This window comes from Microbacterium sp. Beta, from assembly GCF_005502545.1.
In the GTDB taxonomy this organism is placed as follows: Bacteria; Actinomycetota; Actinomycetes; order Actinomycetales; family Microbacteriaceae; genus Microbacterium; species Microbacterium oxydans.
On the sequence record NZ_SCOG01000013.1, the window covers coordinates 16,366 to 36,886 of the forward strand.

Annotated in this window: 17 protein-coding genes; 10 read left to right on the top strand and 7 right to left on the bottom strand. The window is 69.0% G+C overall.

Annotated features, from left to right (window positions below; genetic code table 11):
- The first annotated feature begins 136 nt into the window (after positions 1–136).
- From FFS56_RS13135 to rhaI, 6 genes are read left to right on the top strand one after another with little or no spacing between them, the layout of a single operon-like run.
- The gene (locus FFS56_RS13135) at positions 137–1,663 is read left to right on the top strand and encodes a sugar ABC transporter ATP-binding protein (protein ID WP_046748654.1); all 1,527 of its coding nucleotides are present in this window, start codon (positions 137–139) and stop codon (positions 1,661–1,663) included.
- Positions 1,660–2,679 (top strand): ABC transporter permease, encoded by a 1,020-nt coding sequence (locus tag FFS56_RS13140; protein ID WP_046748655.1) that lies wholly within the window; start codon positions 1,660–1,662, stop codon positions 2,677–2,679. Before FFS56_RS13135 ends, FFS56_RS13140 begins: the two co-directional genes overlap by 4 nt.
- Positions 2,676–3,728 carry an ABC transporter permease gene (locus FFS56_RS13145; RefSeq protein WP_046748656.1) on the top strand — a complete coding sequence of 351 codons (1,053 nt, stop codon included), beginning with the start codon at positions 2,676–2,678 and terminating at the stop codon, positions 3,726–3,728. Before FFS56_RS13140 ends, FFS56_RS13145 begins: the two co-directional genes overlap by 4 nt.
- A gap of 46 nt (positions 3,729–3,774) precedes the next feature.
- A complete protein-coding gene (gene rhaS, locus FFS56_RS13150) occupies positions 3,775–4,806 on the top strand; it encodes a rhamnose ABC transporter substrate-binding protein (protein WP_046748657.1) in 1,032 nt (343 codons plus the stop codon).
- Between the two features lie 58 nt (positions 4,807–4,864).
- Positions 4,865–5,227, top strand: coding sequence for an L-rhamnose mutarotase (locus FFS56_RS13155; RefSeq protein ID WP_127012788.1), 363 nt, complete (start codon positions 4,865–4,867; stop codon positions 5,225–5,227).
- Positions 5,224–6,390: an L-rhamnose isomerase gene (gene rhaI, locus FFS56_RS13160; protein ID WP_046748659.1), complete on the top strand. Its 1,167-nt coding sequence runs from the start codon at positions 5,224–5,226 to the stop codon at positions 6,388–6,390. The genes FFS56_RS13155 and rhaI overlap by 4 nt, the downstream gene beginning before the upstream one ends.
- A gap of 2 nt (positions 6,391–6,392) precedes the next feature.
- Here the strand turns inward: rhaI and xylB are convergent, their stop codons facing one another.
- The 5 genes from xylB to FFS56_RS13185 all read right to left on the bottom strand — a co-directional run bounded on the left by xylB (position 6,393) and on the right by FFS56_RS13185 (position 12,690).
- Positions 6,393–7,790, bottom strand: coding sequence for a xylulokinase (gene xylB / locus FFS56_RS13165; protein WP_127012787.1), 1,398 nt, complete (start codon positions 7,788–7,790; stop codon positions 6,393–6,395).
- A gap of 118 nt (positions 7,791–7,908) precedes the next feature.
- Positions 7,909–8,985, bottom strand: coding sequence for a substrate-binding domain-containing protein (locus FFS56_RS13170; protein ID WP_046748661.1), 1,077 nt, complete (start codon positions 8,983–8,985; stop codon positions 7,909–7,911).
- Positions 8,986–9,050: 65 nt separating this feature from the next.
- On the bottom strand, positions 9,051–10,058 hold the full coding sequence (locus FFS56_RS13175) for an ABC transporter permease (protein ID WP_045263874.1): 1,008 nt from the start codon (positions 10,056–10,058) through the stop codon (positions 9,051–9,053).
- Positions 10,055–11,647 (bottom strand): sugar ABC transporter ATP-binding protein, encoded by a 1,593-nt coding sequence (locus FFS56_RS13180; RefSeq protein ID WP_082108680.1) that lies wholly within the window; start codon positions 11,645–11,647, stop codon positions 10,055–10,057. The genes FFS56_RS13175 and FFS56_RS13180 overlap by 4 nt, the downstream gene beginning before the upstream one ends.
- On the bottom strand, positions 11,644–12,690 hold the full coding sequence (locus tag FFS56_RS13185) for an NAD(P)-dependent alcohol dehydrogenase (protein ID WP_127012786.1): 1,047 nt from the start codon (positions 12,688–12,690) through the stop codon (positions 11,644–11,646). The genes FFS56_RS13180 and FFS56_RS13185 overlap by 4 nt, the downstream gene beginning before the upstream one ends.
- Positions 12,691–12,846: 156 nt before the next feature.
- Between FFS56_RS13185 and FFS56_RS13190 the strand changes: the two genes are divergently transcribed.
- Positions 12,847–13,779: a sugar-binding domain-containing protein gene (locus FFS56_RS13190; protein ID WP_046748663.1), complete on the top strand. Its 933-nt coding sequence runs from the start codon at positions 12,847–12,849 to the stop codon at positions 13,777–13,779.
- Between the two features lie 19 nt (positions 13,780–13,798).
- Here the strand turns inward: FFS56_RS13190 and FFS56_RS13195 are convergent, their stop codons facing one another.
- Together FFS56_RS13195 and FFS56_RS13200 are read right to left on the bottom strand one after the other, a co-directional pair.
- Positions 13,799–15,247 carry an FGGY-family carbohydrate kinase gene (locus FFS56_RS13195; protein ID WP_127012785.1) on the bottom strand — a complete coding sequence of 483 codons (1,449 nt, stop codon included), beginning with the start codon at positions 15,245–15,247 and terminating at the stop codon, positions 13,799–13,801.
- Between the two features lie 53 nt (positions 15,248–15,300).
- On the bottom strand, positions 15,301–16,086 hold the full coding sequence (locus FFS56_RS13200) for an SDR family oxidoreductase (RefSeq protein WP_127012784.1): 786 nt from the start codon (positions 16,084–16,086) through the stop codon (positions 15,301–15,303).
- Positions 16,087–16,203: 117 nt separating this feature from the next.
- On the opposite strand from FFS56_RS13200, the gene FFS56_RS13205 reads away from it, so the two are divergent.
- The 3 genes from FFS56_RS13205 to FFS56_RS13215 all read left to right on the top strand — a co-directional run bounded on the left by FFS56_RS13205 (position 16,204) and on the right by FFS56_RS13215 (position 20,510).
- The gene (locus FFS56_RS13205) at positions 16,204–16,965 is read left to right on the top strand and encodes a DeoR/GlpR family DNA-binding transcription regulator (RefSeq protein ID WP_046748666.1); all 762 of its coding nucleotides are present in this window, start codon (positions 16,204–16,206) and stop codon (positions 16,963–16,965) included.
- 102 nt (positions 16,966–17,067) lie between these two features.
- Positions 17,068–19,104, top strand: a complete 2,037-nt coding sequence (locus FFS56_RS13210; RefSeq protein ID WP_046748667.1) for a bifunctional rhamnulose-1-phosphate aldolase/short-chain dehydrogenase — start codon at positions 17,068–17,070, stop codon at positions 19,102–19,104.
- Positions 19,101–20,510 carry a rhamnulokinase family protein gene (locus tag FFS56_RS13215; RefSeq protein ID WP_127012783.1) on the top strand — a complete coding sequence of 470 codons (1,410 nt, stop codon included), beginning with the start codon at positions 19,101–19,103 and terminating at the stop codon, positions 20,508–20,510. The genes FFS56_RS13210 and FFS56_RS13215 overlap by 4 nt, the downstream gene beginning before the upstream one ends.
- Positions 20,511–20,521: the final 11 nt, after the last annotated feature.

Sequence of the window (20,521 nt, forward strand, 5' to 3'; positions counted from 1 at the left end):
CGAAACATGTCCCTGAAACGTACCACCGACCAAACCGTGACTTGACAGGAAGCCAGCGAGAGTCATAAATTTCAGATGCTCCGCTCTTTAAAACGATTCAATCCGCAGGGATGATCCTGCAGCTTAGGTCCGATCGATGACGATTCCCTCTGACACCTCCGGTGCTCCGCCGGCGCTCGAACTCCGCGACATCCGCAAGTCGTTCGGCGCGGTGGTCGCCCTCCGTTCCGGGACGCTGTCGGTCGACGGCGGGTCCATCCACGCCCTGGTCGGCGAGAACGGCGCGGGCAAATCCACCCTCGTGAAGATCGTCGCCGGTCTCTACCAGCGCGACGACGGGGTGTTCCGGTTCCATGGAGAGGACGTGGACTTCTCCTCCACCGCGCAGTCCAAGAGCGCGGGCGTCGCGGTGATCTATCAGGAGCCGACGCTGTTCCCCGATCTGTCCGTCACCGAGAACATCTTCATGGGCCGACAGCCGACCGGGCGCTTCGGCCGTATCGACCGCAGGGGGATGCGCCACGAGGTCGAGCGCCTCTTCACCCGGCTCGGGGTCACCATCGATCCCGACCGTCCGGCGGAGGGTCTGTCCATCGCCGATCAGCAGGTCATCGAGATCGCGAAGGCCGTCTCGCTCGACGCGAGTCTGCTCGTCATGGACGAGCCGACGGCCGCGCTCTCCGGCGTCGAGGTCGAGCGGCTCTTCACGATCGCGCGGAGTCTGCGCGACGAGGGTCGTGCGCTCATCTTCATCTCGCACCGCTTCGACGAGGTGTTTTCACTCTGCGACACCGTCACGGTCATGCGGGACGGTGCGTACATCGCCACCAGCGCGATCGCCGACACCTCGGTCGAGGAGATCGTGCACCAGATGGTCGGTCGCGAGGTGACCGAGCTGTTCCCCAAGCAGCAGACGACCGTCGGCGCGCCGCTGCTGGTGGTCGAGAACCTCACCAGTCCCGGCGTCTTCCATGACATCTCCTTCACCGTGTGCGCGGGCGAGATCGTCGGTCTCGCCGGCCTCGTCGGAGCCGGACGCAGCGAAGTGGTGCGTGCCGTCTTCGGCGTCGACCCGTACCGCGAGGGCTCCGTCACGATGCAGGGCGCACGCATCCCCCGCAGCCGACCCACCGAGGCCATGCGTGCGGGCCTCGCCCTCGTGCCAGAGGACCGCCGCAAGCAGGGGCTCGTGATCGAATCGGGCGTCGGCGGCAACATCACCCTCTCCATCCGCCGCCAGCTCGCGAAGCTGGGGTTCCTCACCACCGGCATCGAGAACCGCGCTGCCCGGGAATGGGCGACCAGGCTCGAGGTCAAGACGCACGCCCTCGACACGGTCGCGGCGACACTCTCCGGCGGTAACCAGCAGAAGGTCGTCCTCGCCAAGTGGCTCGCCACGAAGCCGAAGGTGCTCATCATCGACGAACCGACCAGAGGGATCGACGTCGGCACCAAGTCGGAGGTGCACCGACTGCTCTCCGAGCTCGCGGGGCAGGGGATGGGGATCCTCATGATCTCGTCCGAGCTGCCGGAGGTGCTCGGCATGGCCGACCGCGTCCTCGTCATGCGCGAAGGGCGCATCACCGCGGAGATCGCCCGCGCGGAGGCGACTTCCGAGAACGTCATGTACGCCGCCACGCACGCATCGGAGCTCTCCTCGTGACCACCGCCATCCCCGTCTCGTCGGTGACGAAGAAGCTCTCCGCGCTCGGTCGGGCGCGCGAATTCGGCATCCTCCTCGCCCTGGCACTCGTGATCGTCGCAGCCACGACGAACAACTCCAACTTCCTGTTCAGCCCCGACGGCTGGCGCGACCTGCTGCTCACGCCCTCGATCCTCGTGCTGGTCGCTGTCGGGCAGGCCATCGTGCTCATCACCCGCAACGTCGACCTCTCGGTCGGCTCGGTCATGGGGCTCACCGCCTACCTCACCGGCCGCCTGTTCATCGACGTGCCCGGCATCCCCATCGTGATCGTGGTCGTGGCCGCCGTCGTCTTCGGTGCCCTCCTCGGACTCGTCAACGGGGCACTGGTCGCCTTCGCCAAGGTGCCGGCCATGGTGATCACGCTCGGTACGCTCTACGCCTACCGCGGCATCAACGTGCTGTGGACCGGCAGCGACCGGGTGAACGCGTCCGACATGCCGAAGGACTTCCTGGCCCTCGGCACCGGGCAGCTCGTGGGCATCCCGATCCTCACGATCGTCGCCCTCATCGTGCTCGCCGCGGCCGCCTGGTACATGAAGAACACGCGCGGGGGTCGGGAGTACTACGCCATCGGATCCGATCCGGCGGCTGCGGAGCTCTACGGCCTGCGCGTCACCCGTCGCGTGCTGACCGCCTTCGTCGTCTCCGGGGCGCTCGCCGGTCTCGCCGGAGTGTTCTACGCGGCCCGCTACGGCACCATCAACTCGCAGGCCGGAGCCGGGTGGGAGCTCGACGCGGTGGGTGCCGCCGTGATCGGCGGCGTCGCCATCACCGGCGGAATCGGCTCCGTGTGGGGCGCGGCGATCGGTGCGGTGCTGCTGCTCACGATCAACCGGGCGCTCCCCATCCTCGGCATCCCCGACTTCTGGCAGCGTGCCGTCGTCGGCCTGCTGATCATCGGCGCGATCGTGCTCGACCGCGTGCTCGCCGTCCGCCAGAAACGACGGCTCATCGAAGCGAGGGACAAGTCATGACCGCCGCGACCACGACCGCGACCACCCGGGTCATCCGCGACTTCGACAAGCCGCTCTGGCGCCGCGTGCTCCTCACCAGGGAGATGGCGATCGTCGCCCTGCTGATCGTCGTCATCATCGTCTCCGCGAGCACCGTACGCGGGTTCGGGCAGCCGATCACGCTGACGTACCTGCTCCTCGACATCGCGCCGATCCTCCTGATCGCCCTGCCCATGACGCTGGTGATGATCACGGGCGAGATCGACCTGTCGGTCGGCAGCATGGTGGGCCTCTCCAGCGTCGTCACGGGGGCTCTCGTGCAGGGCGGGATCCCCTTCGAGGTCGCGGCTCTCGCGGCGCTGCTCGTCGGTCTGGTCGGCGGCGCCTTCAACGGATTCCTCGTGACCGTCGTCGGTCTGCCGTCGCTCGCCGTGACCATCGGAACGCTCGCGCTGTTTCGCGGCCTCGCGGTCGGCCTGCTCGGAACGACGGCGGTCACCGAGTTCCCGGAGTTCTGGACCGATCTCGCCAAGGCGAAGCTCGCCGGCACCACGATCCCCGTCATCATGATCCCGTTCCTGCTCCTCCTGGTCGCGTTCATCCTGCTGCTGCACTACACACCGTTCGGTCGTGGCGTGTACGCGATCGGCCTCTCGAAGGACGCCGCACGGTTCTCGGGCGTGCACGTGGAGCGCACGAAGTTCATCCTCTTCGTGCTCTCCGGAGTGGTCGCCGCGTTCGCCGGGATCTTCTACACCCTCCGCTACGGCAGCGCGCGGGGCGACAACGCCACCGGCCTCGAACTGCAGGTGATCGCGGCGGTCGTGCTCGGCGGCGTCTCGGTCTTCGGCGGCCGGGGCAAGATCTACGGGGTCGTCGCGGCGGCGCTGCTCATCGGCTCGCTCGCCAGCGCACTGCGTCTGATGAACGTGACCTCCGACGTGATCAACATCATCACCGGCGCCCTCCTGGTCATCTCGGTGGTGGCCGCGAGCTTCCTCGCCTGGCTGCAGAAGGCTCGTCGCAGACCGGGACGATCGACCACCGGCGCCGCACCCACAGCTTCATGACGCCGACGCCGCGGTTGCGGCACACCCTCACGAAAGGAACAGAACAATGATGTTTGCACGTAAACGCGTGACCGCTGTCGCTGCGCTCGCGGTCGCCGCCGCGGTCGCCCTGTCCGGATGCACGAGCACCGGTGGCGATGGCGGCGGAGGCGACGGCGGTGACGGCAACCTCGCCGTCACCTTCCTGCCCAAGAACCTCGGAAACCCCTACTTCGACACCTCCAGCAAGGGTGGCAAGGCCGCCGTCGAGGAGTTCGGCGGCACGTTCGCCGAGGTCGGGCCGGCCGAGGCGACTCCCGACGCCCAGGTCAGCTACATCAACACCGCGACGCAGCAGGGCGTCGGGGCACTCGTCGTCTCGGCGAACGACCCGAAGGCCATCTGCGACGCGTTGAACGAAGCCCGCGACGCGGGGGTGAAGGTCGTCACCTTCGACTCCGACACCAACCCGGAGTGCCGCGACGTCTTCGTCAACCAGGCGGATTCGGAGGGCATCGCGAAGGCGCAGGTCGACCAGATCGCCGAGCAGATCGGCGGTGCGGGAGAGATCGCCGTCCTCTCGGCCTCGGCGAACGCGACCAACCAGAACGCCTGGATCGACCTGATGAAGGACTACCTCGCCAGTGACTACCCCGACATCACCCTGGTCGAGACGGTCTACGGCGATGACGACGACCAGACGTCGTTCGACAAGACCGCGGCCCTGCTGCAGACCCACCCGAACCTGAAGGGCATCATCTCGCCCACGACGGTCGGCATCGCCGCAGCCGCCCGCTACCTGTCCACCTCGGACTACAAGGGCAAGGTCGCGCTGACGGGCCTCGGCACGCCGAACCAGATGCGCGAATACGTCGAAGACGGCACCGTCACGTCGTTCGCCCTGTGGAACCCGGAGGACCTCGGCTACCTGGCGGCCTTCGCGGCGCAGGCGCTGATCGAGGGCGACATCACCGGCGAGAAGGGCGACACCTTCACCGCCGGCGACCTCGGTGAGTACACGGTCGGGGAGGACGGCGTCGTGGTGCTCGGCGATCCGTTCGTGTTCAACGCCGACAACATCGGCGAGTTCGACTTCTGATCACCTTCGGGCGTCCGGCCGGCACGAGTGTCGGCCGGACGCCCACGGAAAGGTCCCCATGATCCGCGTATGCGTGAAGCTCCAGGTGCGTCCGGAGCTTCTGGACGAGTACCGCGAGCGTCACGCGCCGGTGTGGCCGGAGATGCTCGCCGAGATCGCCGCGGCCGGTCGCCGCAACTACTCGCTGTTCCTCGCTCCCGACGGTGAGCTCATCGGCTACTACGAGACCGAGGACGATGTCGCGGCGCAGGCATACCTGGCCGCGTCGCCGGTCGCCGCCCGCTGGGAAGCCGAGATGGCCCGCTTCTTCGTCGGCCTCGACGGCCGCCCTGACCAGGCGGCACCCACACTTCCCGAGGTGTTCAACCTCGAAGACCAGCTCTCCACCTCCGGTCTCCCCAACGAAAGCAGCGCATCGTGAGCATCCTCAGTCCCTCGAACCTCGCCATCCTCGCCCAGCAGGGCATCGAGCTTCCCAGCTGGGCCTTCGGCAACTCCGGCACGCGTTTCAAGGTGTTCGGCACTCCCGGCACCCCGCGGGACCCGTGGGAGAAGATCGCCGACGCCGCACAGGTGAACCGCTACACGGCACTCGCGCCGGCGGTGGCGCTGCACATCCCGTGGGACGTGGTGGATTCGTACTCCGACCTGCGCAAGCACGCCGAAGACCACGGGGTGACCCTCGGCACCGTGAACTCCAACACGTTCCAGGACGACGACTACAAGTTCGGTGCCCTCACGCACGAGGACGCGGCGATCCGGCAGAAGGCGATCGACCACCACCTCGCCTGCATCGACGTGATGGATGCGACCGGCAGCCGGGACCTCAAGATCTGGCTGGCCGAGGGGTCGAACTATCCCGGGCAGGCCGACATGCGGGGGCGTCAGGATCGACTGCAGGACTCGCTGCAGAGGATCTACGACCGCCTCGGCGACGACCAGCGCCTGGTGCTCGAGTACAAGTTCTTCGAGCCGGCGTTCTATCACACCGACGTTCCGGACTGGGGAACCTCCTACGCGCAGGTCAGCTCCCTCGGTGACAAGGCGATGGTCTGCCTCGACACGGGCCACCACGCGCCAGGCACGAACATCGAGTTCATCGTGATGCAGCTGCTGCGCCTCGGCAAGCTCGGCTCGTTCGACTTCAACTCGCGTTTCTACGCCGATGACGACCTGATCGTCGGAGCCGCCGACCCGTTCCAGCTGTTCCGCATCCTGTTCGAGGTCATCCGCGGCGGCGGGCTGAACAACCCCGACGTCGCGTTCATGCTCGACCAGTGCCACAACGTCGAGGACAAGATCCCCGGCCAGATCCGCTCGGTGCTGAACGTGCAGGAGATGACCGCCCGAGCGTTGCTCGTCGACCGCGACGCCCTCACCGCCGCGCAGAAGTCCGGGGACGTGCTCGGAGCGAACGCCGTCTTCATGGATGCGTTCTACACCGACGTGCGTCCGGCCCTCGCCGAGTGGCGCGAGACGCGCGGTCTTCCCGCAGATCCCATGGCCGCGTACCTCGCATCCGGATACCAGGAGAAGATCGCCGCCGAGCGTGTGGGCGGTGTGCAGGCCGGCTGGGGCGCCTGAGCTCAGCTCCGCGCGGCGTACTGCTCGCGGATGATCGGCCGATGGTCGACCGCGAATGCACGTGCCTCGCCGTCGTGCCACGACGGACGCTCGCCGGTGAGCGCCCACGCCGCCTGCACGGCAGCACCGCGGGCGACCGCCTCGTCGATTCCCGGCACCACGATCGGCACGTCGAAGACCTGCGCCGCGATCCGCGAGACCGCCGGGTTGCGTGCGGCGCCACCGATGAGCAGGATGCGCGAGGCCGGTACCCCGCACCGGCGGATGGCGTCGAGGCCGTCGGCGAGCCCGCACAGCAGTCCTTCCACCGCGGCACGCGCCAGCGTCTCCCTGCGCGTGGAGGCGAGCGACATGCCGAACAGCGTGGCCGTGGCATCCGGACGATTCGGGGTGCGCTCTCCCTCGAAGTAGGGCTGCAGCACCAGTCCGCCCGCACCCGGCTCTGACTCCAGCGCCAGGCGTGCGAGTTCGGCGTGGTCGACGCCGAGCAGACCCGCGACGGCATCGAGCACCCGCGCCGCGTTGAGCGTGGCGACGAGGGGAAGATGGTTCCCGCTCCCGTCAGCGAAGCCGGCGACCGCTCCGGTGGCGTCGGCGATCGGGTGTTCGGACACGGCGAAGACCGTGCCGCTCGTGCCGATCGAGATCACGGCGTCGCCCGGTCGGGCATCGAGTCCGAGCGCGCCCCCGGCGTTGTCCCCCAGACCCGCGCCGACCACCGTGCCCGTGGGGGTGACGCCCATCCTCTCGGCAGGTCCGAGCACCTTGGGGAGGCGCGGGACGCGACCGAACGCCCGCGCGAGCAGATCGAGATCGTAGGCACCGGTCGAGGCGCTCCAGTACGCAGTGCCGCTGGCATCGGAGCGGTCCGTCGCGAGCGCCTCCAGGTCGGGGCCGAGGTCGCTGGCGCCGGTCGGCCCGAAGCCGCGCAGCCGCCAGGAGAGCCAGTCGTGGGGCAGGGCGACGGCAGCGACCCTGGCCGCATTGGCCGGCTCGTGCTCGCGCAACCACCGCAGCTTCGCGCCCGTGAACGACGCCACGGGCACGACTCCGACCCGGCGCGCGTATTCCTCGGCACCGACTTCGGTCACGAGCGCCGCCGCGGCCTCGGCGCTGCGGACGTCGTTCCAGAGCAGGGCGTCACGCACCACGCGCCCCTGCACGTCGAGCGCCACGAGCCCGTGCTGCTGGGCGGCGACCGAGATCGCGGCGACGTCGTGCAGTCCGCCGGCATCGACGATCGCGCTCTGGAGTGCCGACCACCAGGCCTCGGGGTCCACCTCCGTGCCGGACGGATGCGCCGCCCGGCCGGAGCGCACGATCTCTCCCGTCTCCAGGTCGTGCACACTCACCTTGCAGCTCTGCGTGGACGAATCCACCCCGGCGACGTATGTCGGCATCCGCTTCTCCCTCATCCGTGAACGACCAGTCCGTGGAACACCAGTGCGTGAGACACCAGTCCGCCGAACACCAGGGCCGCGAAGACACCGAAGCATCTCCGCGGCCCTGGCGCTGCTGTCACTCGGACTGGCCGGTGAGACCCTCGTAGGCGATGTTGCCGCTCTTGAGGTTCTTGTTGGTCATCTCGCTCAGGTTCTTCAGGAACGCGTCGCGCTCCGTGACCACGTGACCGATCGCCTCGTCGACGTTGTCCTTGGTGATCGCGGGCATCAGGTAGACGGGGTTCTCCTTGACGTCCTCGCCCCGCACGATGGCGGCGGCGTAGGCGACACCGGCCGACAGCTCGACCGTGCCGTTCTGCAGCGAGGTTCCGATGAAGTCACCGTTCTTGACGGCCTCGAGGCCGTCGGCGATCCCGTCGATGCCCACGATCGGCACGTCGGTCATGCCGGCTTCCTTGAGCGCCTGCAGTGCACCGAGGCCCATGTCGTCGTTCTGGGCGATCACGCCGTCGATGTCATCGCCGAAGGCCGAGATCCAGTTGCTGACCTTGTTGACGGCCTCATCGCGCTTCCAGTTCGCGGTGTCCTTGGCGAGCACCTTCACGTCGGGGTTCTCGGCGAGCACGTTGTCGATGCCCTTTCCGCGGTTGATCTCGCCCGAGCCTCCGAGCGGTCCCTGCAGGATGATGACGTTGCCCTTCCCGTCGAGGGCGTCCATCATCATCTGCGCCTCCTGCTCACCCGCGGCCACGTCATCGGGCTGCACCGAGCCGGTGAGGTCTTCGCTGTTGAGCGAGGCGTTGACGTCGAAGAAGGGGATGTCGGCGGCCTTCGCGGCGGCGATCTGCGGCTGCAGCGAGTCGGCCTGCACGGGGATGACGACGATCGCGTCGACACCGGCCGTCACGTACTGGTCGACCTGGCTGGCCTGGGTGTTGACGTCGAGGCCCGCGGAGTTCCACAGGATCTCGATGTTGTTCTCGTCGGCGTAGCGCTCGATGCCCTCTTTGCCCTCCGTGACGAAGGACGACATGTCGTAGACGCTCACGCCGATGGTGATGCGCTCCTGACCGCTGTCGTCTGCGCCGCCGGCGTTCGCGTTCGGGTCGCCGGCGCCGCACCCGGCGAGCATCAGTGCTGCGACGGAGGTGACGGCGAAAGCCGCGGCGATGCGGCTCCTCTTGGTGAACATGGGATTCCTCTCGTTGGGTGGTGCGATGAAGCAGGGTCTTCTTCGTCGGGGTGGTCGTCGGTGTGCTAGCGGCTTCGTCGTCGGGTCGCCCACACGTCGACGGCCACCGCCGCGACGATGAGCACGCCCTTGATGACCTTCTGCCAGTACGCGGGCACGGTCAGGATGTCGAGACCATTGTTGAGCGTCTGGATGAGGAGCAGGCCGAGGGCGGTTCCCCAGATCGAGCCGCGACCGCCGAGCAGGCTCGCCCCGCCGATCACGACGGCAGCGATCGCGTCGAGCTCGTACCCGACGCCGAGGTTCGGTGCGCCGAGGGTGACACGGCTGGCGAGCATGACGCCGGAGATCCCCGCGAGCATGCCGGAGATGGCGTACACGCTGAAGATGGTGCGGCCCACGTTGATGCCGGCGATGCCCGCGGCGATCGGGTTGCCGCCGATCGCGTACACGCGCATGCCCCACGTGGTGCGGCGCATGATGATCGCGAGTCCCAGGATGCCGACGATCATCAGGATCACCGGGAGCGTGAGCCCGCCGAACTGCGCGTTGGCGATGCGGGAGAAGTCGGCGGGCAGCCCGGTGATGGGGGCGCCGTTGCCCGCGACATAGGCGACGCCGGATGCGAGAGTGAGCATCCCGAGCGTCGCGATGAAGGGTGGCACTTTGATCACCGAGACCACGAAGCCGTTGATCGCGCCGGCGATGAAGCCGACGACGACACCGGCGACGATCGCGAGCCAGATCTGGTCGGGGAAGGCCTTCGCGGTGAGGCTGCCGAAGACGGCGGATGCGGCGATGACACTGCCGACCGACAGGTCGATGCCGCCGGTGAGGATCACGAGCGTCTGTCCGAGGGCGATCAGGGCGAACGGTGCCGCGGCGACGAGGATCGTCTGCAGGTTGTCGACCGTGCCGAAGCGCGCGCTGCGGTAGAGGAAGAAGGCGATGATGAGCACCATCACGATCACCATCGCGTAGCGGATGGCGAGGTCGCCGAACCAGGTGGGGCTGAAGCGCTTCACTTCCGACTCGGGCACGAAGGTCTGCGCGGCGGTGCGGGTGTCGGTCATCGGTCGTCCTTTGCGGAGGGGGCGGTGCTGCTGGCGGGGGCCTCGGAGATGTCGAGTCCACTCGCGAGGCGGAAGATGCGGTCCTGCACGTCGGGCTGCTGGAGGGCGGCCCGGTCGAGCTCGGCGACCACGCCCCCGTCCTTGAGCACGAGAGCGCGATGCGACAGCGCGAGGATCTCCGGCATATCGCTCGAGGCCATGACCACGGCCATGCCGGAGGCGGCGAGGTCGGTGATGATGCGGTAGATCTCGCTGCGGGCGCCGATGTCCACGCCGCGGGTCGGCTCGTCGAGCAGGAGGACCTTGACCTCGCCGGTGAGCCAACGCGCGAGCACGACCTTCTGCTGGTTGCCGCCGGACAGCGTCTCCATGAGCTGCCCGAGGCCGCGGCTGCGCAGCCTCACCGAACTCATGACCTCGGAGACCGCGTCGACGCGGCTGCGGCCCTTGAGCCATCCCGCGACGGAGAACTGATCCATGCGCGGCAGGGTGGCGTTCGCCAGGATGTCCATGCTGAGCACGGCGCCAGCGCCCTTCCGGTCCTCCGGGACCAGCGCCATGCCTGCGGTGATCGCGTCGGCAGGGCGTCCGCGGCGGACGCGACGGCCCCCGACGGCGATCTCGCCGGCGGTCGAGGAGCGCACTCCGAACAGCGCCTCGATGAGCTCGGTGCGTCCGGCGCCGACGAGCCCCGCGAGTCCGACGATCTCGCCGCGGCGCACCTGCAGGTCGACCGGCTGCGGAGCCGGCGTGTAGTCGAGGCCGCGCACCGAGAGGGCGATGTCGTCGGACGCGGGCGGCAGGTCGGGGAAGAGGTCTTCGAGCTCGCGGCCGATCATCGCGGTCACGATGTCGTCGTCGCTGAGTTCCGAGAGCGGCGCGTCCGCCACGAGGCCGCCGTCGCGGAGGACCACGACACGATCGGCGATCGCGCGGATCTCCTCCATCTTGTGCGTGGTGAAGAGGATCGCGACGCCGCGGTCGCGCAGCATCCGCATGTTCTCGATCAGACGGGCCACCTCGCGTTCGGCGATCGCGCTGGTCGGCTCGTCCAGCAGCAGCACGCGAGCGCCGGTGCTGGTCGCCTTGACGATCTCGACGATCTGGCGCAGGCCCACCGGCAGGGACCCCATCCGCGTGGATGGGTCGATGTCGACGCCGAACTCCGCGAGCATCTCCTTGGCCTCTCTGGCCATGCGACGACGATCCACGAGCCCGAGGCGCCCCCGCAGCTCCCGTCCGACGAAGATGTTCTCGTACACCGTGGTGTCGAGGATCGAGGCGAGCTCCTGAGGCACGATGGCGATGCCGCGCTGGTGGGCGTCACGTGCCGATCCCGCGGCCAGCTCCTCGCCCCGGACCAGCACCTGACCGGCGTCCGCCTTCATCTGGCCGGAGGCGATCTTCATGAGCGTCGACTTGCCTGCGCCGTTCTCGCCCGCGAGCGCGGTCACGGTGCCCGGCTCGAGATGCAGCCCGACGCCCTTGAGCACTGGTACCCCGCCGAACGCCTTGCGGATGTCGATGCACGCGAGCATGTCGGGCTGCTCGTCGAGGGTGATGCTTCCCGTGCGCTCGAGGTCGGTCATACGTCCCCCGCGTGCTCGCGGCCGGGGCGCACGATGCTCTTCAGCGTCGAGGGCTGCGCGGCGGAATCGAGTGCCTCCCGGACCTCGGCGATACCGAACGTTCCGGTCACGAGGGCGTCGAGGTCGACGGCGCCGGAAGAGACGAGCTCGATCGCGGTCGGCCAGGTGTTCGCGTAGCGGAAGATGCCGGTGACGACCAGCTCGCGGTTCTGGATGGTGGAGACGGGGAGGGCGATCTCGTCGGCACCCATGCCGACGAGTACGGCCACGCCGCCGGGCTTCAGCGCGGAGATGCCCTGCTTCACGGCGACAGGGGAGCCCGAGGCGTCGACGAAGGAGTCGTATCCCGAGCCGAGGGGACCTGCAGCGGGGTCGACCGCCTCTGTCGCGCCGAAACGCAGGGCGACCTCTCGGCGTTCCGCCATCGGATCGCTGATCACGATCTCGGTGGCGCCGAAGGCCCGTGCGGTCTGCGCGGTGACGATGCCGATGGGGCCGGCCCCGGTGATCAGCACCCGGCTGCCCGGGCGCACCCCCGCCTTCTGCACGGCGGCGATGGCGACGGACAACGGCTCCATGAGCGCCGCGGCGTCGTCGCTCACGGAGTCGGGCACGGCGTAGGCGAAGTCGCCCTGGATCGCGACGTACTCGGCGAAGGCGCCATCGATGGGTGGGGTGGCGTAGAACTCGATCTGCGGGCAGAGGTTGTAACGGCCGCTCCGGCAGAACTCGCACACACGGCACGGGCGCTGCGGTTCGATGGAGACGCGCTCGCCGAGGCGGGAGTCGTCGATGTCGGCGCCGACCGCGACGATGGTGCCGCCGGCTTCGTGGCCGAGGACGAGCGGCTCCTCCACGACGAAATCGCCGATGCGTCCCTCGTGGAAGTAGTGGACGTCGGAGCCGCAGATGCCGACCGCGTTCACCCGGACGATCACCTGATCGGGGGCGGGGGCCGGCACGGGGCGGGTCTCGATCGTCAGCTCGCCGGCTCGGACCAGCACGCTCGCACGCATGGTCGTCGGCAGTTCAGTGCGCTTCATCGGGCTCCTCGTGGTGCGTGTGCAGTCGCGCGGTCGTGATTGCTCGACCGACATTAGCCATGCGTGACGGATGAGACAACCAGGTGCTCAGATGAGCGCAAGCGGTCGGATCCGGATATGCTGATCGGACTTGGTGGCGTGAGAGGAAGAGGCGACATGGGACCCGATGAGCTGGTGCGGATCTCGCACGTCGCACGCCGGCATTACCTCGAAGGGCGGACGAAGATCGAGATCGCGGAAGAGCTCGGTCTCTCGCGCTTCAAGATCGCCCGGATGCTGGAGGATGCGCTCGAGCAGGGGCTGGTCAAGATCACGATCGAGGCGCCGGACTCGCTCGATCTCGACCTGTCGATGCAGCTGCGCGCTCGGTTCGGCCTCACACGCGCTCTCGCGGTGATCACCCCGGGGACGACGCCCGAGCTGATCCAGGACCGATTGGGTCGTGCCGCCGCCGACCTGCTCAGCGAGATCGTCACCGACGGCGACGTGCTCGGGCTCACGGCCGGTCGCACCCTGACCGCGATGGCCGGGCACCTGCGCACCCTGGCGACGTGCGAGGTCGTCCAGCTCGCCGGGGTCGCCGCGCCGACGCCCGAGAACGGCGTCGAGGTGATCCGCCAGGTGAGTCGGATCTCGGGCGGTCGCTCCCGCGCCATCTTCGCGCCCCTGCTCGTGGAGACCGCAGCGACCGCCTCCGCTCTGCGGCGCGAACCCGGCATCATGGAGACCTTCCGCCGGTTCGACTCGGTGACCAAGGCCGTCGTCGCGGTCGGATCGTGGAGTCCGCCCGACTCTCAGCTCTACGACAATGCGGGGAGGGCGGGCGCGCTCGACGAGTTGCTCGCCGCCGGCGTCAAGGCGGAGATCTGCGCGACGCTCATCGACGAGAACGGAGCCGTGGTGGGGTCGGTGGCCGAGCGGTCGCTCGCGGTGTCCACCGAGCAGCTGCGGCACATCCCCGAGGTGATCGCGGTGGCCGGCGGCCCGTCGAAGACAGGTGCCGTCATCGCCGCGCTGCGTTCCGGGATCGTCGACTCCCTGGTGACGGACGCGGCTCTCGCCCGACGGCTGCTCGAGTCGCCGGTCTGAGCGCGACCTGCGCACCGCATCAGCGCGGGGCGGGTTCGTAGTTCCGCAGCTCGGTGGAGGCGCGCACCATGCGGCGCAGGTCGGCGAGGCCTCCGTGCACTGCGCCGTGCGCACGGGCCTGCACCAGGAGGTTCCCCATCGATGTGGCCTCCGATGGCCCGGCCGTCACCGTCCGACCGGAGCGATCCGCGACCGCCTGGGCGAGGATCGACGACTCGGAGCCGCCCCCGACCAGATGGATCACCCGCACGTCCACGCCCGAGAGCGTCGCCGCTTCCTCGACCTGCCGGGCGACGAAGGCGCCGAGGCTCTCCAGCACCAGCCGCACCACTCCGGCGCGGTCGGTCGGCATGCGTCCGCCGGACTCGGCCACGAGTTCGGCGATGCGCGCGGTCATCTGCCCCGGTCTCAGCAGGCGGGGGTCGCCGGTGTCGACCAGCACTCCGGCGCTCGGGGCGGCGTCCGCACGGGCCAGCAGGTCGCGACGGGCGGCTGTGCTGCGCGCCCCCCAGCCGTCGAGCCCCCATTCCCGCATGCACTCGTTGACGATCCAGAGTCCCGCGGCGATGCGCAGGAACCGTACGGTGCCGTCGAGGCCGAGCTCGTTCGTGAAACCCGCTTCGCGGGCCCGGTCGCTGGTGATGAGGTGATCGACCTCGACGCCGGTGAGGATCCAGGTGCCGCACGAGACGTACGCGAAATCCTGATCGCGGGCGGGCACGGCGATCACCGCGCTCGCGGTGTCGTGTGAGGCCACGGCGGTGATGTCGGTCGCGTCCCCGGGAGCGAGGATCCCCTCGGAGACACGGCCGGTCACCGTGCCGGGGGAGACGACGTCGGGGAAGATCCTCGACGGCAGGCCCAGAGCCTCGATCCGGCTGACATCCCAGCCGCCGCCGCGGGGGAGTGCGAGGCCGGTGCTGGAGACGTTCGTGGCCTCGGCGACGTCCGCGGCGCCGAGCCAGCGTCCGAGCAGATCGGGCATCAGCAGCATCTGCTGCACGGTGTCGAGGCGTCCGGCCTCCCGGTCGGCCGCCAGCTGATAGATCGTCATGATGGGGAGCGCGGTGACCCCGGTCGCGCGGAAGGCTTCGGCGGCGGGCAGGATCTCCTCGACGATCGGGAAGCTGCGCTCGGTGCGGGCGTCGCGCTGATGGAAGGGAGCATCGAGGAGACCGTCGTAGCCGAGCAGGCCGTAGTCGCCCGACCACGCGTCGACGCCGATGCTGGTGAAGGCCGGCCCCTCCCTGCGCAGCCGGGTGAGGCCGACGAGTGCATCTCGATACAGCCGTTGCGCGTCCCACCGCAGGCCGAGCTCATCCGTGAACGCACGGTTGCGGAACCGGTGCACCCCGTCGATCCGCAACCGGTCGCCGTCGACGGTCGCGCTCACGACACGACCGCTGGACCCGCCGAGATCGACGGCGGCAGCTCGGAAGGTCGCCGAGCCGAGGGGCAGTTCGGGCATGCCACTCAGCCTATGGCCGGGCCTCTGGTTCGGGCCTATGGTCCGGTGAGCCCTCAGACGCTGGTGTATCCCCCGTCGATGAGGATGCTCTGCCCCACGACATAGCTCGAGCGCTCGCTCGCGAGATAGACCAGCAGGTCGCCGAGCTCTTCGGGTTGTCCCATGCGCCCCGCCGGGATGCGCCGCACCCACTCGTCGGCCATCTCGGGGTTCTCCGCCACGAAGTCCCTGGTCATGTCGCTGGCGAAGTATCCGGGGGCGATCGCGTTGACGCGGATGCCGAGAGGCCACCATTCGATCGCCGCGCTCTTCGTGAACATCGACACCGCGGCCTTCGAGGTGTTGTAGGCGGCCTGGGTCTGCGGGATGTTCACGGCGAACGCCGACATCGACGACACGTTGACGATGCTGGCCGGGTTGCCGCGGTCCGCCTCGACGTGCCGGCGTGCGAACTCACGGCTCGTGACGAAGGTGCCGGTGACGTTGACGTCGAGCACCCGCCGCCAGTCGTCCGTGCTGGTGTCGAGGAGGGGCGTGCCCGATGTGATGCCGGCGCTGTTGACGAGCACGTCTGCCGCGCCCAGCCGCTCGCCGATGATGTCGAAGGCGGCGGCGACGGATACCTCAGAGGCGACATCGACGCTGACGCCCAGGCAGCGTCGACCCGAAGCGGACTCCAGGGCATCGGCGGCTTCGGCGACGGTGTCGAGGCGGTCGAGGAGTGCGACCTCGGCGCCCCCGGAGGCGAGGGCCTCGGCCATGGCGTAGCCGAGGCCCCGCGCTCCGCCGGTGACGACGGCCACGCGGCCGAGGAGTGGTTCCGTGGTGTTTCCGAGCATGAGCAGAGCCTAGCGGGGGCGCTCAACCTGGAACACTCACCGCTCATATGAGCGCACGCGATCGAGATCGCTGGTCGCGCGATCCGTCTCATCGCGCGCACCGGATAGATTCCTCCCATGGCTCTTTCCGGCAATCTCGAGGCGCAACGACGCCGAGACGAACTCGTCGAACTCGCCAACGGCCCCCAGGGTGTGATGATCGAGGTTGCGGCCGAGCTCTTCGCGGTGTCGTCGATGACGATCCGTCGAGACCTGCTCGAACTCGAGGCCGAGGGTCGTGTGCGCCGCGTGCGTGGCGGGGCGACGGCGGCGCCGCGCGCCCGCCCCTTCGATGCGCGTCGGGCCATCAGGGCCAGCGCGAAGCGAGCGATCGCCGAGAAGGCCCTGCGCCTCGTCCCCGCCCAGGGGAGTGTCGCCTTCGATGCCTCCTCGACGGTCAACATGCTCGCGTCGGCGATCGGGCCGCGCGCAGGGCTCACCGTCTACACGAACTCGTTCGAGTCGTTCCAGGTGCTGCAGCCGTTCGACGGCGTCACCGCGGTGATCTCCGGCGGCACGGCCGAGCCCACCACGGGCAGTCTCGTCGGGCCGATCGCCCGCCGGAGCATGCGCTCGGTCTACTTCGACGCGTTCTTCTCCTCGGCGGATGCGCTCGACGGTGCCGACGGCACGTCCGAGGTGTCGGTCGAAGAGGCCGAGCTGAAGCAGGCGATGGCCGCGAACGCCGGAACGACGGTCGTGTGCGTCGACTCCAGCAAGCTCGGCCGTCGCTCGGTGGCCCGCGCGCTCGACGGCGATGAGATCTCCGTGCTGATCACGGAGCTCGATCCCGCGGACGAGCGGCTCGATGCCTTCCGAGGGCTTGCGGACATTCTCTGATCACCGGAACCCTTCTCCTTGACGTCGGTTCGTGTTATCTTTCACATGAAGTAACAGTACGAGTGTGCACGGTCGTGTGCACCGCCCCTGTCTTGGAGAGTCATGACCAACGCCACCGCCGCCGCTCTGATCGCCCGGTCGAACCGCCTCGGCGCCGACCCGAAGAACACCAACTACGCCGGCGGGAACACCTCCGCGAAGGGCACCGAGATCGATCCGGTGACGGGGCAGCCGGTCGAGCTGATGTGGGTCAAGGGTTCGGGTGGCGACCTGGGCACGCTGACCGAGCAGGGCCTCGCGGTGCTGCGCCTCGACCGCATGCGCGCTCTCGTCGACGTGTACCCCGGGCTCGACCGCGAGGACGAGATGGTCGCCGCGTTCGACTACTGCCTGCACGGCAAGGGCGGGGCTGCGCCGTCGATCGACACCGCCATGCACGGCCTGGTCGACGCCGCCCACGTCGACCACCTGCACCCCGACTCGGGCATCGCGATCGCCACCGCGGCCGACGGAGAAGCGCTGACCGCGAAGATCTTCGGTGAGAAGGTCGTCTGGGTGCCGTGGCGGCGGCCCGGCTTCCAGCTCGGACTCGACATCGCCGAGATCAAGAAGCAGAACCCGCAGGCGATCGGCTGCATCCTCGGCGGACACGGCATCACCGCCTGGGCCGACACCTCGGAGGAGGCGGAGGCGAACTCCCTCTGGATCATCGACACCGCAGCCGCCTACATCGCGGAGAACGGCAAGGCCGATCCGTTCGGCGGCGTCCGCTCGGGCTTCGAGGCCCTCCCGGCTGGGGATCGGCGTGGGCGCGCGGCGGCCCTCGCCGGCACGATCCGCGGCATCGCCTCGACCGACAAGCCGATGGTCGGGCACTTCACCGATGCCGACGTGGTGCTCGACTTCGTGGCCTCCGAGAAGGCGCCGACGCTCGCCGCCCTCGGTACCAGCTGCCCCGACCACTTCCTGCGCACCAAGGTCAAGCCGCTGATCCTCGACCTGCCGGCCACCGCATCCGTCGAGGAGCAGATCGCCCGCCTGCACGAGCTGCACGCGCAGTACCGCACCGACTACCAGGCCTACTACGACGCGCATGCTACGGCCGAGTCGCCCGCCATCCGCGGCGCCGACCCGCTCATCGTGCTGATCCCCGGCGTGGGCATGTTCTCGTACGGGGCCAACAAGCAGACCGCCCGCGTCGCCGGCGAGTTCTATGTGAACGCGATCAACGTGATGCGCGGCGCCGAAGCGCTCTCGACGTACGCTCCGATCTCGGATGCCGAGAAGTTCGACATCGAGTACTGGGCGCTGGAGGAGGCCAAGCTGCAGCGGATGCCGAAGCCGAAGTCGCACCAGGGACGCATCGCCTTCGTCACCGGTGCCGCCTCCGGCATCGGCAAGGCCATCGCCACCCGTCTCGCCGCCGAGGGTGCGTGCGTCGTGATCGCCGACCTCGACCTCGAGAAGGCGCAGGCGGCGGCCGCCGAGCTGGGGAACACCGATGTCGCGATCGGCATCGCCGCGAACGTGGCGGATGCCGACGCTGTCCAGGCCGCGTTGAACGAGGCTGTGCTCGCCTTCGGCGGCGTCGACCTCGTGGTCAACAACGCCGGGCTCTCGCTGTCGAAGCCGCTGCTGGAGACCACGGAGAAGGACTGGGATCTGCAGCACGACGTGATGGCGAAGGGGTCGTTCCTGGTCTCGAAGGCCGCCGCTCGGGTGCTCATCGACCAGAAGCTCGGCGGCGACATCATCTACATCTCGTCGAAGAACTCGGTCTTCGCAGGACCCAACAACATCGCCTACTCCGCGACCAAGGCCGACCAGGCACACCAGGTGCGGCTGCTCGCGGTCGAGCTCGGCGAGTACGGTATCCGTGTGAACGGCATCAACCCCGACGGCGTGGTCCGCGGCTCGGGAATCTTCGCCTCCGGGTGGGGTGCGAACCGTGCCGCCACCTACGGGGTCAAGGAGGAAGACCTCGGTCAGTACTACGCCAACCGCACGATCCTCAAGCGCGAGGTCGTGCCCGAGAACGTGGCGGACGCGGTGTACGTGCTGACCGGTCCCGAGCTCAGCCGCACCACGGGCCTGCACATCCCGGTCGACTCCGGCGTCGCCGCGGCGTTCCTGCGATGAGCGTGCGCGCGGTCGCGGCCGTCGATCTCGGGGCGACCAGCGGCCGCGTGATGATCGGGCGGATCGGGGAGGGGCGGCTCGAGCTCGAACTCGTGTCCCGCTTCCCGAACGGTCCCGTGGAGCGGGAGGACGGACTGCACTGGGACTTCGACGCCCTGTACGCGCACGTCGTGGACGGGCTGGCGGAGGCGGTGCGGCGGGAGCCGACGATCGAGAGCATCGGGATCGACTCCTGGGCCGTCGACTACGGCCTGCTCGCGGACGGCGTTCTCCTCGCCGAGCCGTTTCACTACCGCGACTCCCGCACGGCTCAGGGCGTCGCCGAGGTGCACGCCATCGTGCCGTTCTCTGAGCTGTACGCTCGCAACGGCCTGCAGTTCCTGCCGTTCAACACCCTGTACCAGTACCGGGTGGACGAACGGATGACCGCGGCCGACACCGTGCTCCTCGTCCCCGATCTGGTCGCATTCCTCCTCACCGGTGCCAGCGTCGCCGAGCGCACGAACGCCTCCACGACGGGGCTGCTGAGCATCGACGACGGTGATTGGGACACCGACCTCGCGACGCGCATCGGCATCCCGCCGCGTCTCCTGCCTCCGTTGGTCGACCCCGGCGCGGTGATCGGGTTGCTGCAGCCCGAGCTCGCCGAACTCGTCGGCAAGGCTCTCCCGGTGATCGCCGTCGGGTCGCACGACACCGCCTCTGCCGTCGTCGCCGTCCCCATGGCATCGCCCTCAGCCGCCTACATCTCGTGCGGCACGTGGGGCCTGGTGGGTCTGGAACTGGCGGAGCCCGTGCTGACGGATGCGGCGCGCGAGGCGAACTTCACGCACGAGCTCGGCGTAGACGGTCGATACCGCTTCCTGCACAACGTCACCGGCCTGTGGCTGCTGAGTGAGAGCGTGCGGGCGTGGGAGGCTCAGGACGGTGCACGCATCGACCTGACCGAGCTGCTCGCGGAGGCGGCCGCCGTATCGGACGACGTACCGCTGTTCGATGCGAACGATCCTTCGCTCAGTGCACCCGGCGACATGCCCAGCCGCATCGCGACGCTGGTCGAGGCGTCAGGAGCATCCGCTCCGACGGAGCGAGCCGTGTTCACGCGCAGCATCGTGGAGAGTATCGCCGCGGCGTTCGCCGAGACCGTGCGCGCGGCGTCCGACCTCTCCGGGCGTGAGGTCGACGTGATCCACCTCGTCGGCGGCGGATCCCTGAACGCGCTCCTCTGCCAGGCCATCGCCGATCGTTCGGCCCTGCCGGTGCTGGCCGGCCCTGTCGAGGCGACCGCGCTCGGCAACGTGCTCGTGCAGGCGCGTGCGCTGGGCGCAGCGGTCACCGACCTGGAGGGGCTGCGCGAGCTGGTCGCCGCCACGCATCCGGTCCGTCGGTTCGAGCCGCGCGGCTGACCGCTCCGCTA